This is a genomic window from Nocardia sp. NPDC004711 (assembly GCF_053601595.1).
Genome location: NZ_JBSGCB010000036.1, coordinates 88,804 through 106,816, shown reverse-complemented (window position 1 = coordinate 106,816; position 18,013 = coordinate 88,804). Strand labels below are relative to the sequence as shown.

The window sequence follows — 18,013 nt, the reverse complement described above, 5'->3', positions numbered from 1 at the left end:
GACCGCCGCCCCGGTCGCGATGCCGCCCGCCGCCACGATCGGCGTGTCGTTCCCGAGCGCGGCCATCTCGGCGCGCAGCAGTTGCAGCAGCGTCAGCAGCCCCAGCGGGTCGGTGAGGTCGTCGGCCGGATCGTCGACGAAGACGCCGCGGTGCCCGCCCGCCTCCGCGCCCTGTGCGATCAGCACGTCCGCGCGCGCGGCGACCGCTTGCCGGGCCTCGGCCGCGGTCGTGACCGTCACCCACACCTCGGACCCGGCCGCGTGCAGGCGCGCGATCTCCCCGGCGGACGGACAGCCGAAGGTGCTGGACACCACCGGCACTGGATCGGCGATCAGCAGATCCAGCTTGGCGGCCCAGTCGTCGCTGTCGTAGCGGGCCTCGCCGACCGGGAACTCGGCCGCCAGCGTCCTTATATATGTATCGAACCGATCGGTCGGACTCGGTTCGGAGGGATAGAACAGATTGACCCCGAACGCCCCGGAGGTCAGCGCCCGCGTGGCCTTGATCCGGGCGGCCAGTTCGCTCGTGGGCAGGTATCCGGCGGCCACGAAGCCCAGCCCGCCGGCCTCGGTCACGGCGGCGGCCAGTTCGGGGGTGGAGGGTCCGCCCGCCATGGGGGCAAGAACGATCGGCGTATCCAACTCGTCGAGAACCATCTCGCCAGTGTGCGCCTTCGGTTACGGTTTGTGACCAAGGGTTCGAGCACTCGACCTGGCGTTATCGCACAAAAGGTTGCGAATTGGTCACGAGCGAGTACTGTTTCCGTCACAGCGATGCCGAATCGTTACCGGACCCACCGAGCGCTAGGACTTGCAGTGCCGCACCATCGAACGACCGCGAACTCTGTCACAGTCATGGATCTGCTCGGTGATTCCGGTGCGGGCAGCACTGTCACCATGCCGCGCCGCCGCCACCGGGCCGAACCCTCCACCGCCGAGCGCGTGAAGACCGCCGCGGGCGTGGCCGTCGCCGCCGGCGCCCTGATCGGCACCGGAACCCAGCTGGTCCCGGCCCTGGCGCACGCCGCGCCGCTGCTACCCACGCACGACGAGAAGCCCGCCACCATCGGCGAGGACGTCGCCCCGGCCGAGCAGGCCGACCTCGATCTGAAGCAGGCCAGGGACTCCGCCCCCGCGGCGCAGACCCCGCAGGCCCAGCCGATCGCGGCCACCACGCCCGACCCGGCCCCGTTCGGCCTGCAGAACCTGCCGCCGGAGATCTCCGCGCCGTTGCAGCAGGCCGAGCAGACCCTCAAGAACCTCCAGCAGCAGCTGAACCCGGGCCCGAACGTGGTCAAGCCGGTCGACGGCCAGCTCACCTCCGGCTTCGGCATGCGCTGGGGCGCAATGCATTACGGCATCGACTTCGCCGACCCGATCGGCACGCCGATCCACTCGGTGATGGGCGGCGAGGTCATCTCCGCCGGCCCCGCCTCGGGCTTCGGCCTCTGGGTGCGCGTCAAGCAGGACGACGGCACCACCGCGGTCTACGGCCACGTCAACGACATGTACGTGACCGTCGGCCAGCGGGTGAACACCGGCGATGTCATCGCCTCCGTGGGAAACCGCGGAAACTCCACAGGTCCCCATCTGCACCTCGAGATCTGGGACGCCGCCGACAACAAGATGGATCCGCTGCCATGGCTAGCCAGCAAGGGCGTTCTCATGCAGCAGCAGTGGGGACCGGACCAGTAGACCGTTCACCGCTGCCCTCGACCGGACGCTTTCCGGACCGGCGCCCGCCGGTGGGTGCGGTGACGACACTGGACGACCTCTTCGACCCGGCCTCCGTGCCCGGCCGCTCCTACGCGGTGCTCGTGCAGCACCCGCGCTCGACCGTGCTCGAGGTGGCCGAGCGGCTGACCATCCCGCCGCGCGCGGCCGAGGCCGCGCTGGAGGCGCTGTGCCAGCTCGAGGCCGCGGTGCGCCTCACCGACGGCAAGGGCGTGGTGCGTTTCGACGCGCATGCGCCGGAAGCCTTGTCGGAGGCCGAGACTCGCCGGCGTAATCAGGACATGCTGCGCATGCAGTCGGCCGCCGCGCGCCTGGGCGAGACCTTCCGCTCGGTGCGCCGCACCGCCGATGCCGACGGCGCGGTGGTGGCGGTCTATGAACGCCGCCAGCTGCTGGCCGATTTCGAGGACCTGCAGCACACCGCGCACGCCTGCGTGAAGGTGGTGGAGCGCGGCCCGTTCCTCTCCGATGTGGAGACCGAGGAGCGGATGTTCGAGCTGAAGTCCTCGCGCATCACCGCGGGCATCGCCTACCGCACCCTGTACCAGGAGACCATCTACCAGGACCCGGAGCGGCTGCGCCACGTCCTGGCCACCAATGCGATTGGGGCGCAAGCGCGTACGCTGCCCGACCCGCCCATGAAGCTGATCGTCGCCGACGATCGGCGCGCGGTGCTGGTGCTGCACACCGACGAGCGCCGCGGCGACCCCATGGGCGTGCGCGTCGGCCCGTCGCCCACGCTCGACCTGCTGGTCAAGACCTTCGACTCGCTGTGGCTGATGGCCACGCCGATCTCGGTGAACCCGGCCGAAGCCCTCGACGAGCGCGACAAGGCCATCCTGACGCTGATGAGCATGGGCGCCACCGACGACACCATCGCCCGCCGGCTCGGCCTCTCGCGTCGAACGGTGGTGCGCCGCACCGCGAGTCTGCTCGAGCGACTGGGCGCCAGCACGCGGTTCCAGGCCGGCGTGCAGGCGACACGCCGCGGCTGGCTCTGAACCGCTGTGGTGCAAGTCACTTCATAGCAACAATCATTGCTGCTCAGCGATAGTCACTGTGCTCGGGCCGCTCGAGGCCGCGCGCGAGCATCGATATGATTGTTTGATCCGCTCACCCGTTGGCGATCCATAGGGAACAAGACGCCATTTTTCGTGGGTCGGGCCGAGTGTCTTCGGCCTGCGGAAAAGATGAACCCGAGAGGTGAATGCACGCGAATGGATACTGCCCGCCGTACAGCTCGCGGTAATCGTCGGCGTCGGTCCGGCAGCCCACTCTTCGGGCAGTTGCTCACCGCCGCGGTCGAGTCCGCCGCCGACGACGTCGCCATCCGGTTCAATCCCACTGGAAACCCGGCCGACCAGCGCGAGATCAGCTACCGCGAACTCGATGCCGGATCCTCGCAGCTCGCCCGGGAATTGATCGGCCGCGGCGTCGGCCCCGGCGACATGGTCGCGATCGGCATCACCCGCTCCATCGAATCGGTGCTGTCGGTCTGGGCCATCGCCAAGACGGGCGCCGCCTACGTGCCGGTCGATCCGGCCTATCCGCCCGATCGCATCGAACACCTGCTCACCGACTCCGGCGCGGTGCTGGGCCTGACGACGCGGGAGTACCGCGCCGCGCTGGGCACCGCCGCCGAGTGGATCGAACTGGACGATCCGGCGCACGCGCAGCGTATCGCCGCGCACCCGGATCACCCCATCTCCTACGCCGACCGGCCGGGCACGCTCACCGAGCAGCATCCGGCCTATGTCATCTACACCTCCGGGTCGACCGGAAAGCCCAAGGGCGTGGTGGTCACCCACACCGGCCTGGCCGGGCTGGTGGCCGCCGAGCGGGAGCACTACGCGGTCACCGCGGATTCGCGTGTGCTGCACGTCTGCTCGCCGAGCTTCGACGTCTCGGTGCTGGAACTGCTGCTGACCTTCACCGCCGGTGCGACCCTCGTCATCGCACCGGCCGGGGTTTTCGGCGGCGTGGAACTGGCCGAGCTGCTGGGCCGCGAGGCCGTCACCCATGTGCTGATCACCCCGGGCGCACTGGAATCGGTGGATCCGGCCGGGCTGACCGAGCTGACCACCGTGGTGGTGGCCGGTGACAAGTTCGGTCCGGAACTGGTGTCGCGCTGGGCGACCGCCGAGCGCTCCTTCTACAACGGCTACGGCCCCACCGAGGCGACCATTCTCGCCACCTCGAGCGCCCCGCTGCTGCCCGGCGAGCCGATCACCATCGGCTCCGCCATCCCGGGTGTCGGTGCGTACGTGCTGGATTCGCGCCTGCGGCCGGTGCCGGACGGCGTGGTCGGCGAGCTGTACCTGTCGGGTCCTGCGCTGGCGCAGGGCTACAAGGGGCGACCGGGGCTGACCTCGGAACGCTTCGTGGCGAGTCCCTTCGGCGAGGCCGCGGGCACGCCGGGCGCGCGCCTGTACCGCACCGGCGACCTGGTGCGCCGCACCCCCGCCGAATCGGACAACCCGGGCGTCATCGAGTACCTGGGCCGCTCCGACTTCCAGGTCAAGATTCGCGGCCTGCGCATCGAACTCGGCGAGATCGACAATGCGCTGAGCGCGCACCCCGACGTGGATTTCGCTGCGACACTGGGCAAGACGCTGCCCTCCGGCGCGACCGCGCTGGTGTCGTACGTGCTGCCGCGGCCGGGCGCGACCCTGGACACCGCGGCGCTGGCGGCGCACGTCGGCGAATCGCTGCCTGCCTACATGGTGCCCGCCGCCCTGCTGGTGCTGGACGAGATTCCGCTGACCCCGGTCGGCAAGCTGGACCGGAATGCCCTGCCGGAACCGGTTTTCGCGGCCCGCGAGTTCCGCGCCCCCGCCACCCGCGCCGAGGAGATCGTCGCGGAAGTGTTCGCCGCCTTGCTGATTCCGGACAATCCGGACGCGCGGGTGGGTGCGGACGACGACTTCTTCGAACTCGGCGGCAACTCGCTGCTGGCCGCACAGGCCGCCGCGCGCATCGGCACCGCACTCGGTGTGCGGGTCCCGGTCCACGCGCTGTTCGAGGGCTCGACCGTGGCCGAGCTGGCCCGCCGGCTCGACGGCGAATCGGCCCCGGCCACCGCCGGACCGGCGCTCGGCTCGCTGCCCCGCCCGAACCGGGTGCCGCTGTCGTTCGCACAGCAGCGCATGTGGTTCCTCAACCGCTTCGACCCGAACAGCGCGGTCGACAATATGCCGCTCGCGGTACGGCTGTCCGGCGCCCTCGACGTGGACGCCATGCGCGCCGCGGCCGCGGATCTGGTTGCGCGCCACGAGGTCCTGCGCACCATCTACCCGGAGGTCGACGGCGAGGGCTACCAGCTGGTGCTGCCGGCCGGCGATCCGCGGGCGCTACCCGAACTGCCGGTCGTCGACATCGACGCCGCCGAGATCCCGGCCCGGGTGGCCGAGGTGGTCGGCGCCGGCTTCGACGTCACCGCCGCGCCGCCGCTGCGGCTGCGCCTGCTGCGGCTCGCGCCCGACGAGCACGTGCTGGTGGCCGCGATCTATCACATTGCCGCCGACGGTGTTTCGATCGGCGTGCTGGCTCGCGATCTGGTCTCCGCCTACGCCGAGCGCATGCGCGGCGGCGCGCCGCAGTGGGCCCCGCTGCCGGTGCAGTACGCCGATTACGCGGTGTGGCAACGGGAATCGCTGGGCAGCGAGGACGATCCGGACTCGGCGCTGTCCCGCCAGATCGCCTACTGGCGCGAGGCTCTCGCGGGCCTGCCCGACGAGCTGGTGCTGCCCTGGGATCGGCCGCGGCCCGCCGTCGCCTCCTACCGCGGCGGCACCCACGCCTTCCGCATCGACGACGAGATCTACGCGGCCGCCCGGCATTTCGCCGAGACGCACAACACCACCCTGTTCATGGTGGTGCACTCGGCGCTGGCCGTGCTGCTGGCCCGCCTCTCCGGCACCCGCGACATCGCCATCGGCACGCCGGTGGCCGGACGCGGTGAGGCCGAACTCGACGACCTCATCGGCATGTTCGTCAACACCCTGGTGCTGCGCACCGACATCGACCCGGCCGTCTCCTTCGCGGACCTGGTGGCACGGGTGCGCGAGACCGACGTGCGCGCCTTCGGCCACGCCGACGTGCCGTTCGAGCGCCTGGTGGAACTACTGGACCCGGCCCGCTCGCAGGCCCGCAATCCGCTGTTCCAGGTCATGCTGACCTTCCAGAACATGGCGCCCACCCGCCTGGAACTGCCCGGGCTCACGGTGGCCGGCGCGGACCTCGAGATCCCGTTCGCCAAGTTCGACCTGCAGCTCACCATGCAGGAGTCGCACGACGAGCACGGCGACGCCACCGGCCTGGCCGCCGAATTCTCCTACGCCCTGGACCTGTTCGACGCCGCCACGGTCGCCGAGCTGGCCGCCCGCTTCCAGCGGGTGCTCGCCGCGGTGACCGCCGCCCCGGCCGCTCCGGTCGGCGATCTCGCGCTGTTCTCCGCGGGGGAGCGGCAGCGGGTGCTGGGCGACTGGAACGCCACCGCCTTCGACGTGGCGGCGACGCTGCCGGAAGGCGCTGCGGCGACCCTGGTTTCGCGATTCGAGGCGCAGGTGGCGGCCACCCCGGACGCCGTCGCGCTGAGCTTCGCGGAGGAGACCCTCACCTATCGCGAGCTGTCCGAACGGGCCAATCGCCTGGCGCGGCTGCTCATCGCCGAGGGCGTGGGGCCGGAGTCACTGGTGGCGCTGGCCCTGCGGCGCTCGACGGAACTGGTCGTGGCCATGTACGCGGTGCTGCACGCCGGCGCCGCGTACGTGCCGCTGGATCCGGACCAGCCGCTCGACCGCATCGGCCACATTCTCGACACCGCGCGCCCGCGTCTGCTGCTCACCGCCGAGCGGGACGAATTCGACACCGGTGCACGTGATGTCGTGACCGTCACGGTGGAGCGGGCGGAGGCCGCGGCGCGGTCGCACAGCGGCGCGCCGATCACCGATGCCGAGCGCGTCCGGCCGCTGCGGCCGGAACACACCGCCTACGTCATCTTCACCTCCGGCTCGACCGGCCGCCCCAAGGGCGTCGCCGTCGAGCACCGGGCCATCGTCAATCGCCTGGTGTGGATGCAGCACGAGTATCCGCTGACCGCGGAAGACGCGGTGCTGCAGAAGACCCCGGCCACCTTCGACGTGTCGGTATGGGAGTTCTTCTGGCCCTTGCAGACCGGTGCGCGCCTGGTGGTCGCCAAACCGGACGGGCATCGCGATCCGGTGTACCTGGCGCAGATCATCGCGGAACATGGTGTCACCACCGTGCATTTCGTGCCGTCGATGCTCGCGGTATTCCTTGCGGCACTGGGTGAAGCCGGCCAGATGGTTCGCGGCGCGTCTCGTTCTGGACCGAGTGGAGCGGGGGAGCGAAGCGGAGGAGCGGAGGGAGGGAAGAACGAGACCTTCAGCGCCGCGAACCCGCCCGGAGCGGAGCGGAGGGCAATCAAACTCCGTCGGGTGTTCGCCTCCGGTGAGGCGCTGCCCGCACCCACCGCGCGGCAGCTGCGGGAGCTGACCGGTGCGCGGCTGCACAACCTCTACGGTCCGACCGAGGCCGCGGTCGACGTCACCTATCACGAGGTGACCGATGCCGACACGGTGTCGGTGCCGATCGGCCGCCCCGTTTTCAACACCCGTGTCTACGTGCTGGATTCGCGCCTGAATCCGGTGCCCGTCGGTGTCGCGGGCGAGCTGTATCTCGCCGGTGTGCAGCTGGCGCGCGGCTACGTCGAACGGCCCGATCTGACCGCCGACCGCTTCGTGGCCGATCCGTTCGGCACGGGTGAACGGCTGTACCGCACCGGCGATCTCGTGAAGTGGGATGCTGCGGGTGAACTGGAGTACCTGGGCCGCACCGACTTCCAGGTGAAGCTGCGCGGACTGCGCATCGAGCTGGGCGAGATCGAGGCGGCGCTGCTGGCGCAGCCGGGCGTCGCGCAGTCGGTCGTGGTGGTACGCGCGGACGCGCACACCGGTGATCAGCTGGTCGGCTACGTGGTGAGCCCCGAGGCCACCGCCGAGGAGCTGAAAGCCGGTCTGGCCCGGGCGCTTCCGGCCTACATGGTGCCCAGCGCCGTCGTGGTGCTCGACGCGTTCCCGCTCAATGCCTCCGGCAAGCTGGACCGCAGGGCGCTCCCGGCCCCGGTGTTCGAGGCCAGGACCTTCCGCGCGCCCTCGACCCCGATCGAGGAGAGCGTGGCCGATGTCTTCGCCGAACTGCTCGGCGCGGACCGGGTGGGCGCGGACGACGACTTCTTCGAGCTGGGCGGCAACTCGCTCATCGCCACCCGCGCGGTGGCCCGCATCAACGCCGCCCTCGACGCCAATGTGGCCGTGCGCGAACTCTTCGAGACCGCAACGGTTTCCGGTCTGGCGGCGCGTATCGTGCCGGGGGCCGCGACGGGCGTGCGTCCGCCGTTGGTGGCGGGGGAGCGTCCGGCGCGCGTCCCGCTCTCCCTTGCGCAGCAGCGCATGTGGGTGCTCAATCAGCTGGATCCGGAGTCCCCGGCCTACAACATTCCGATGGTCGTCCGCCTCACCGGCGCACTGGATGTGCCCGCCCTGCGGCACGCCGTCGAGGATGTGCTGACCCGCCACGAGGTGCTGCGTACGCGCTACCCCGAATCGGCTCCGGGCGCACCGGCCTACCAGGAGATCCTCTCGGTCGCCGATGTGCTGCCGCACGGCCTCGAGGTGGAGCGGTCCGGCGATATCGGCGGCCGGGTCGCCGAGCTGGTCGGCACCGGATTCGATGTGGCCCAGCGGGTTCCGGTGCGGGTGCGCCTGATCACCGGCGACGACCCGGAGGATTACCTGCTGGTCCTGGTGGCCCACCACATCGCCGCCGACGGCGCCTCCATGGCCCCGCTGGCCCGCGACCTGATGACCGCCTACCTCGCGCACGCCGCCGGCGAGGCCCCGGCGTGGGCGCCGCTGCCGGTGCAGTACGCCGACTACGCGGTGTGGCAGCGGGCGGCCATCGGCGTCGAGGACGACTCGGACTCGCCCGCCGCCGCGCAGGTCGCGTTCTGGCGTGAGCAGCTGGCCGGACTGGCGGACCGCCCGATCCTGCCGCTGGACCGGCCGCGCCCGGCGGCGGCCGCCATGCGCGGCGCGCTGCTCGACTTCACCCTGCCCGCCGAGGTGCACGCGGGGCTGAATCGCCTGGCGCGCAACCACAATGCGTCGCTGTTCATGGTGGTGCACGCGGCGGTGGCGGCCTGGCTGTCGCGGCTGTCGGGCAGCGCCGACATCGTCCTGGGCACGGCGGTCGCCGGGCGCGGCGAGCGTGCGCTCGACGATCTGGTCGGCATGTTCGTCAATACCCTCACCCTGCGCACCCGGGTCGACGCGGCCGCGCCGTTCGACGAGCTGGTCGAGCGGGCCCGCGAGACCGACCTGTCGGCCTTCGCCCACGCGGATGTGCCGTTCGAACGGGTCGCCGAACTCGCCGCGCCCGGCCGAACTGCGGCGAATCCGCTACTGCAGGTGGTGCTTTCGCTGCAGAACACCGAGACCCCGGTGCTGGAGCTGCCGGGCCTGACGGTGGCGGCGGTCGACACCCAGCTGGCGACGGCCAAGTTCGATCTGCAGATCAGCGTGGAACCGCGCCCCGGCGCGGCGGGCGCTGCGGGTGAGCTGGCCGTGATCCTCAACTACGACACCGAGCTGTTCGAGGCATCCTCCATGGCGTCCTTCGGCCGGGCCCTCGAGCGGGTGCTCACCTCGGTCGCCGCGGATCCACAGCTGCCGGTCGGCGACATCGTGCTGCTGGACGTCGCGGAATCCGCTGCGGTGCAGGCACTGTCGCAGCCCGCGCCGGAACCCGCCGGGCTCGGCGTGCGTGGTGCCGCCCTGGCCCAGGTGCTCACCACCGCCGCCGAGGACGACCCGGACGGCCCGGCGCTGGTGTGGGGCGACGAGGCGCTCACCTATCAGGAACTCGACGCCCGCTCCTCCCGGCTGGCCCGGGTGCTCATCGCCCGGGGCAGCGGTCCGGGCACCGGCGTGGTGCTGCGCCTGGACCGTGGCGTCGACCAGGTGGTCGCGGCGTGGGCGGTGCTGAAGGCGGGCACCATGGTGGTGCCCTTCGCCGCCGCGGAAGTCCCGGGCCGGGATGTGAAGGTCGGCATCACCGTCGGCACCGCGCCCGACAGCGTGCGCGGCATCGAATGGCTCTCGCTCGACGACTCCGAGACGGCGACCGAGATCGCCGCCGAATCGGCGCGACCGGTCACCTACGCCAACCGGATTCGCGCACTGAGCGGCACCGACATCGCCTACGCGGCGGCGGACCGGACCCTCACCTACGACGGCCTGGCCGCCGCGGTGGACCGGGCCCGCGCTCTCGACCTGACCTTCGAGTCGCGCACCTTCCACCACGGTGCGGCCGATTCGGCGCTGACCCTGATCGAAGTGGTCGCGGCGGGCGCGGTCGGAGCCTCTGTGGTCCTGGTGGATTCGGCCGGACCGGATCTCTCGGAGACGCTGGCCGACGAGTGGGTCACCCACGTCTTCGCCGACCACGATCGCCTCGGCGAGCTGAATCCCGCTCCGCTCGAGGATCTTCGGGCCGTGGTGCTCGACGCGCCGACGACGGCCGCCGAGCGCTGGACGGACGCCGCCGTGCTCGTCCTGCCCGAGTAGCCGAGCGCTAGCGGGCCGTGCTCGCGCCGCCGGATCCACCTCCCGGCGGCGCGAGTGGTAGCGAAAAGCAATCGCTATGGCGCAGGTCACATGGTGCAACGCCGGGGCCGGGCCGCCGATAGTCCCTCCAGTTCGAGCCGCCGTAGCTGCTGTGCGCGGCTATGCTGTGCCGGTTCGCCCGGGCGAGTCGGTTTCTCGGCCCGGGCTGTCGAAGAAATTCGACGTGTGTGGATTGCTGGACGTGTGAGGTGGACAACACGGATGGATACAACCCGTAGATCAGTCCGTGGGAGCAGACGCCGCCGGTCCGGCAGCCCCTTCTTCGGTCAACTGCTCACCGCGGCAGTCGAATCCGCCGGCGATGCCGTCGCCATCAGCTTCAATCCCACCGGAAACCCTTCCGACCAGCGCGAACTCACCTACCGGGAGCTCGACGAGCAGTCCTCGCGGGTGGCGCGCGAACTCATCGCCCTGGGCATCGGCCCAGGTGACGTGGTGGCCATGGGCATCGCGCGCTCGGTGGAATCGGTGCTGGCCATGTGGGCCATCGTGAAGACCGGCGCCACCTATCTGCCGGTGGATCCGACCTATCCGGGCGACCGGATCGAGCACATGCTCACCGACTCCGGTGCGAAATTCGGTGTCACCCTGGCGACCCACCGGGCCGGGCTGGGGACCGCCGCCTACTGGATCGAACTCGACGATCCCACCCGGGCCGAGCGCATCGCGGCCCGGCCCGCGCACCCGATCTCCTACGCCGACCGCACCCGGCCGCTGACCGAGCAGCACCTGGCCTACGTCATCTACACCTCGGGCTCGACCGGCAAGCCCAAGGGTGTGGCCATCACCCACTCCGGGCTGGCCGGGCTGGCCGCCCGCCGGGAAAGTCGTGCGGTGACCGAGGATTCCCGCATCACCCAGCTCACCACCCCGAGCTTCGACTTCTCCATCGTCGAGATGCTGTACGCCTTCACCGCGGGCGCCACCCTGGTCGTGGTGCCGCCGGACGTGTTCGGCGGCCACGAGCTGTCCGAGCTGCTCCGCCGCGAACGGATCACCCACATCTGCATCACCCCGGCGGTGCTGGAATCGCTGGATCCGGCTGTCCCGCAGGACCTGCGCGCCATCATGTGCGGCGGCGAGCGGGTGCCGCCCGCCCTGGTGGACCGCTGGATCACCCCCGACCGCGACTTCCATATCGAATACGGCCCGACCGAGGTCACCGCGCTGTCCACCGGTACCGCGGCGCTGCCGCCCGGCGGCGGCACGCACATCGGCACCCTGCTGCCCGGCATCGGCGCGTACGTGCTGGACGCGGGCCTGCGGCCGGTGCCGCCCGGCGTGGTCGGCGAACTCTATCTGGCCGGACCGGCACTGGCCGCGGGCTATCTGAACCGGCCCGTGCTGACCGCGGAACGCTTCGTCGCCGGACCCTACGGCGAACCCGGGCAGCGGCTGTACCGGACCGGCGACCTGGTCAAACGCCTGGAGAACGGGAACTTCGAACACCACGGCCGCACCGATTTCCAGGTCAAGATCCGCGGTCTGCGCATCGAACTCGGCGAGATCGACAGCGCCCTCACCGCGCACCCCGGCGTGGACTTCGCGGTCACCTTGGGCACCACCCTGCCCACCGGCGCCGCCGCCCTGGTCACCTATGTGCTGCCCAGCCCCGGAACCGCGCTGGACACGGCGGAATTGGCGGCCTTCGCGGGAGAATCGCTGCCCGCGTACATGGTTCCCGCCGCCATCATGGTGCTCGACGAGATCCCGCTGACCCCGGTCGGCAAGGTCGACCGCGAGCGGCTGCCGGAACCGGTCTTCACCACCCGGGCCTTCCGCGCCCCCGCCACCGCCGCCGAAGCCGCTGTCGCGGAGGTCTTCTCCGGCCTGCTCACCCCGCCCGGCGCCGAGCCGCTACGTGTCGGCTCCGACGACGACTTCTTCGAGCTGGGCGGCAACTCGCTGCTGGCCACCCAGGCCGTGGCCCGCATCGGTACCGCGCTGGACCTGCGGGTTCCGGTGCGCGTGCTGTTCGAGGCGTCCACCGTCGCCGACCTGGCCGCACTGCTGGCCGGGGAGGCGAGCGGGAATACCGCCCCCGCACTGGTATCCGGGCCGCGGCCCGATCGCGTGCCGCTGTCCTATGCGCAGCAGCGCATGTGGTTCCTCAATCGGTTCGCGCCCGGCAGCGCGGTCGACAATGTGCCGCTCGCGGTGCGGCTCTCGGGCGAACTCGACCTCGAGGCCATGCGCGCCGCCGTCCGGGACCTGGTCGAGCGGCACGAGGTGCTGCGCACCGTCTACCCGGAGGTGGACGGCGAGGGCTATCAGCAGGTGCTGCCGCTCACCGATCCCCGTGCGATACCCGACCTGCCGATCGAGGACATCGATGCCGCGGAGCTGACCACCCGGGTGATGGCTCTCGGCGGGACGGGCTTCGACGTCACCGCCACCCCGCCCATCCGGTTGCGGGTGCTGCGCCTCGGACCCGGCGAGCAGGTGCTGGTCGGCGTGGTGCACCACATCGCCGCCGACGGCTTCTCCATGGGCCCGCTCACCCGGGACCTGATGACCGCGTACGTATCCCGCAGTTCCGGGGCCGCGCCGCACTGGGCTCCGCTGCCGGTGCAGTACGCCGACTACACCCTGTGGCAGCGCACGGCACTCGGCGCCGAGGACGACGAGAACTCCACGCTGGCACGGCAGATCGCCTTCTGGCGCGAGACACTGGCCGAACTGCCCGACGAACTGGTGCTGCCGTCGGATCGCCCGCGCCCGCCGGTCGCCTCGTATCGCGGCGGCACCTACCGCTTCGAACTCGCCGACGACGTGTACGCCGCCGTGCGTCGGCTGGCCCGCGGCCACAACGGCACCACCTTCATGGTCGTGCACACGGCACTCGCGGTCCTGCTGGCTCGGCTGTCCGGCACCCGGGACATCGCCGTGGGCACGCCGGTGGCCGGGCGCGGCGAGGCCGAATTGGACGACCTCATCGGCATGTTCGTCAATACCCTCGTGCTGCGCACCGACGTCGATCCCGCCGCCGGGTTCGCCGACCTGCTGGACCTGGTGCGCGACACCGACGTGCGCGCCTTCGGCCACGCCGACGTGCCCTTCGAACGACTGGTGGACCTGCTCGACCCGGCCCGCTCGCAGGCGCGCAATCCGCTGTTCCAGGTGATGCTCTCGTTCCAGAACCTGGCGCCCGCCGAATTCCGGCTACCCGGGCTCACCGTCTCCGGCACCGACCTCGAGGTGCCCTTCGCCAAGTTCGACCTGCAGCTGACCGTACAGGAGACGGTGGACGAGCGCGGCGACGGCACCGGGATGGCGGCCGAATTCTCCTATGCGCTGGACCTTTTCGACGAGCCGACCATCGCGTCGTTCGCCCGCCGCTTCGCCCGCGTGCTGGAACTGGTCGCGGCCGACCCGGGTGCACCCGTCGGGGACCTCGACCTGCTCGCACCCGAGGAACGCCAACGCGTCCTGACCGACTGGAACGCCACCGGCTTCGACGTCACCGCCGCGGCCGGCCTGCCGAACGCTGTCGCGCCGACCCTGATCTCGATGTTCGAGGCGCAGGTCGCCGACACTCCGGACATCGTGGCATTGGTCTGCGCGGACGAGCGCCTCACCTACCGGGAACTGGCCGACCGCGCCCGCCGGCTGGCCCGCGAACTCATCGACGGCTACGGGGTCGGGCCGGAAACCTCGGTGGCCCTGGCCATCCGGCGCTCCACCGAGCTGGTGGTGGCCATGTACGCGGTCCTCATGACCGGCGCCGCCTACCTGCCGCTGGACCCCGAACAGCCGCTCGACCGCAACGAGCACATTCTCGGCACCGCCGGGCCGCGCCTGGTGCTGACCACCCGGCGGGACGGCTTCGACAGTGGGAGCGGCACTCCCGCCCGCTTCGTCGAGGAGGCCGAGGAACGGGCGCGGAGGTGGACGAGCACCCCGATCTCGGACGCCGAACGGACCCGTCCGCTGCGGCCGGGGCACCCGGCCTATGTCCTGTTCACCTCGGGCTCGACCGGTCGGCCCAAGGGCGTGGCCGTCAGTCACGCCGCCATTGTCAATCGGCTGGTCTGGATGCAGGCGCGGTACCGCCTGACCTCCGCGGACGTGGTGCTGCAGAAGACGCCCGCCACCTTCGACGTCTCGGTGTGGGAGTTCTTCTGGCCCTTGCAGACCGGCGCACGCCTGGTGCTCGCCACCCCGGACGGGCACCGCGATCCGGTGTACCTGGCCCGGGTGATCGCCGAACAGGGTGTCACCACCGTGCATTTCGTGCCGTCCATGCTCGCGGTCTTCCTTGCGGCACTGGGTGAGAGCAACCCGCCCGGAGCGGAGCGGAGGGCAATCGAACTCCGTCAGGTGTTCGCCTCCGGCGAGGCACTACCCGCGCCGACGGCGCAGCGACTACGGGAGCTGACCACCGCCCGCCTGCACAACCTCTACGGTCCGACCGAGGCCGCGGTCGACGTCACCTATCACGAGGTGACCGACGCCGACACCGTGTCGGTGCCGATCGGCCGGCCGGTCTTCAATACCGCACTGTACGTGCTGGATTCGCGGCTGCGACCGGTCGCCCCCGGCGTCGCGGGCGAGCTGTATCTGGCCGGTGACCAGCTGGCCATCGGCTATGTGGCCCGCCCGGACCTGACCGCCGACCGGTTCGTCGCCGACCCCTTCGGTCACGGCGCGCGCATGTACCGCACCGGCGACCTCGTGAAGTGGCGTGCCGACGGCGAACTGGAATACCTGGGCCGCACCGACTTCCAGGTGAAACTGCGCGGCCTGCGCATCGAACTGGGCGAGATCGAGGCGGCCCTGCTGGCCCAGCCCGGGGTGGCCCAGTCGGTCGTGGTGGTGCGCGCCGATGCGCAGGGCGGTGAGCAGCTGGTCGGCTACGTGGCCCGCGACCCCGCCGCGGAGGTCGATCCTACCCAGGTGAAAGCCGCTCTGACGCAGCTGCTTCCGGCCTACATGGTGCCCTCCTCGATCGCGGTCATGGACGCCTTCCCGCTCAACGCCTCCGGCAAGCTGGACCGCCGGGCCCTGCCCGCCCCGGTGTTCGAGCCCCGGCGTTTCCGCGCGCCGTCGACCCCGATCGAAGAGATCGTGGCGGGCGTCTTCATGGATCTGCTCGGCGCGGACCGGGTCGGCGCGGACGACGACTTCTTCGAGCTGGGCGGCAACTCGCTGATCGCCACCCGGGCGGTCTCGCGGATCAACGAAGCGCTGGAAGCCACCGTCTCGGTGCGCGAACTCTTCGAGACCGCAACGGTTTCCGGTCTGGCCGCCCGGATCGTGCCGGGCACCGCGACCGGTGCGCGTCCGCCGCTGGTGGCCGGGGAACGGCCGGCGCGGGTGCCGTTGTCGCTGGCGCAGCAGCGCATGTGGGTGCTCAATCAGCTGGACCCGGAATCCCCGGCCTACAACATCCCGATGGTCATCCGCCTCACCGGCATCCTCGACGTGCCCGCGCTGGCACGGGCGGCGGAGGACGTCCTGACCCGCCACGAGGTACTGCGCACCCGCTACCCGGAATCGGGCCCCGGCGGCGCTCCCTATCAGGAGGTGCTCTCGGTCGCGGAGGCGCTGGCGGGTGGTCTCGAGACGGAGCGCGCCCGCGACATCGGCGCGCGGGTGCAGGAGCTCATCTACGCCGGATTCGATGTCGCGCACCAGGTTCCGGTGCGCATGCGACTGCTCACCGGGGACGCGCCCGACGACTACCTGCTGATCCTGGTCGCCCATCACATCGCGGCCGACGGCGCCTCCTTCGCGCCGCTGGCCCGCGATCTCATGATCGCCTACACCGCGCGCGCCGCGGGCGAGACGCCCGGCTGGGCGCCGCTGCCCGTGCAGTACGCCGACTTCGCACTGTGGCAGCACGCGGTGATCGGCTCGGACACCGACGAGAACTCCGTCGCCGCGGCGCAGGTGGACTACTGGCGCGGACAGCTCGCCGGTCTGCCCGCGCGGCCGCTGCTGCCGCTGGACCGGGCCCGCCCGCCGGCGCCGTCCATGGCGGGCGCGCTGGTCGACTACGTGGTGCCCGCCGAGATCCACGCCGAGCTGAATCGCATTGCGCGCCGCCACAATGCGTCACTGTTCATGGTGATGCACGCGGCCGTCGCGGTCCTGCTGGCGCGGCAGTCGGGCAGCCGGGACATCATCGTCGGCACCCCGATCGCGGGGCGCGGCGAGCAGGTGCTCGACGGCCTGGTCGGCATGTTCGTCAATACCCTCACCCTGCGCAGCACGGTCGATCCCGCCGCCTCTTTCGACGATCTGGTGGCCGCCGCCCGCGAAACCGATCTGTCGGCCTTCGCGCACGCGGACGTGCCGTTCGAGCGTGTGGTGGAGGCGGTCGCGCCCGGCCGTGGCCAGGCCGATCCACTGCTGCAGGTGGTGCTGGCGCTGCAGCACAACGAGGTGGCCGAGCTCGAGCTGCCCGAAGCGCGGGGAGGCGGAGCGCTGTCGGTCTCCGGGGTGGACGCGGCGCTGGAGGCCGCCAAGTTCGACCTGCAGATCGGCGTCGAGGCCGGGCCGCTCGCCGCGGACGGCACCCCGGGCGACCTCGCCGTCGTCTTCTCCTATGCCACCGAGCTTTTCGACGAGTCCACCATCGAGGCCCTGGGTGCGCGCCTGGTGCGCATTCTGGCCGCGGTGGCCGCCGATCCGCACGTGCCGGTGGGCGACATCGACCTGCTGAGCCCGGCCGAGCGCGCCCGCGCCCGGGCGCTGCCCGCGCCCGCGCCGGCGGTGACCACCACCGCGCACGGCACGGCGCTGCCACAGTCGCTGTCCGCCGCGGTCGAGGACGACCCCGACGGTCCGGCCCTGGTCCGGGGTGAGGAGACGGTGTCCTACCGGGACCTCGACGCCCGCTCCTCGCGACTGGCCCGCTTCCTGATCGGGCGCGGCTGCGGCCCCGGCACCGGCGTCGCCGTGCGGCTGGACCGGGGAGCCGACCTGGCCGTGGCCACCTGGGCCGTGCTCAAGACCGGTGCGGCGGTGGTGCCGCTGGCCGGTCTGGACCGGCTGCCGCCCAGCGGACTGGACGTGAAGGTGGGCCTGACCGCCGGGAAACCGGTCGCCGTGCCCGGCATCGACTGGCTCGCCCTGGACGATCCCGGGGTGGCCGCCGAGGTCGCCACCGAATCGGCCCGGCCGGTCACCTACGCGCACCGCATTCGCGCGCTGCGCGGCGATGACACCGCCTTCGCGGCGCCGGGCCGGGCGTCGCTGAGCTATGACGAGGTCGCGGCCATGGTGGATCGGGTGCGGGCCGAGTCCGAGCTCATCTTCGAATCACGCACCTATTGGTCCGGTTTGGCGGATCACCCCCTCGCGCTCATCGAACCGGTCGCCGCCGGCGGCGTCGGGGCGTCAATGGTCCTGGCGGAGGCCGGAGCCGATCTGACCGAGACCCTCGCCGACGAATGGGTCACCCACCTGTTCGCCGACCGGTCCCGGCTCGATGGGCCGGACCCCGCGGAACTGGACGATCTCACCGCCCTCGTGGTGGACGGGCTGCCCGTCCCCGCGCGGTGGTCGGGTCTGACCGTCGTCGCCGTCCCGGGGGCCGCCACCGCCCGATGAGCGCCTGGTGAGCG

Annotated in this window: 5 protein-coding genes; 4 read left to right on the top strand and 1 reads right to left on the bottom strand. The window is 71.5% G+C overall.

The features are described 5' to 3' along the window. Positions 1–657, bottom strand: a 657-nt coding sequence (locus ACWEKS_RS31945; RefSeq protein WP_452343523.1) for a nitronate monooxygenase, incomplete at its 3' end; no start/stop codon positions are given. A gap of 198 nt (positions 658–855) precedes the next feature. On the opposite strand from ACWEKS_RS31945, the gene ACWEKS_RS31940 reads away from it, so the two are divergent. The 4 genes from ACWEKS_RS31940 to ACWEKS_RS31925 all read left to right on the top strand — a co-directional run bounded on the left by ACWEKS_RS31940 (position 856) and on the right by ACWEKS_RS31925 (position 17,999). Next, positions 856–1,695 carry a M23 family metallopeptidase gene (locus ACWEKS_RS31940; protein ID WP_452343522.1) on the top strand — a complete coding sequence of 280 codons (840 nt, stop codon included), beginning with the start codon at positions 856–858 and terminating at the stop codon, positions 1,693–1,695. 59 nt (positions 1,696–1,754) lie between these two features. Continuing rightward, on the top strand, positions 1,755–2,735 hold the full coding sequence (locus ACWEKS_RS31935) for a LuxR C-terminal-related transcriptional regulator (protein ID WP_452343521.1): 981 nt from the start codon (positions 1,755–1,757) through the stop codon (positions 2,733–2,735). Positions 2,736–2,951: 216 nt separating this feature from the next. Continuing rightward, positions 2,952–10,382 carry an amino acid adenylation domain-containing protein gene (locus ACWEKS_RS31930; RefSeq protein ID WP_452343520.1) on the top strand — a complete coding sequence of 2,477 codons (7,431 nt, stop codon included), beginning with the start codon at positions 2,952–2,954 and terminating at the stop codon, positions 10,380–10,382. Positions 10,383–10,643: 261 nt separating this feature from the next. Beyond that, the gene (locus tag ACWEKS_RS31925) at positions 10,644–17,999 is read left to right on the top strand and encodes an amino acid adenylation domain-containing protein (RefSeq protein WP_452343519.1); all 7,356 of its coding nucleotides are present in this window, start codon (positions 10,644–10,646) and stop codon (positions 17,997–17,999) included. The last annotated feature ends 14 nt before the right edge of the window (positions 18,000–18,013 follow it).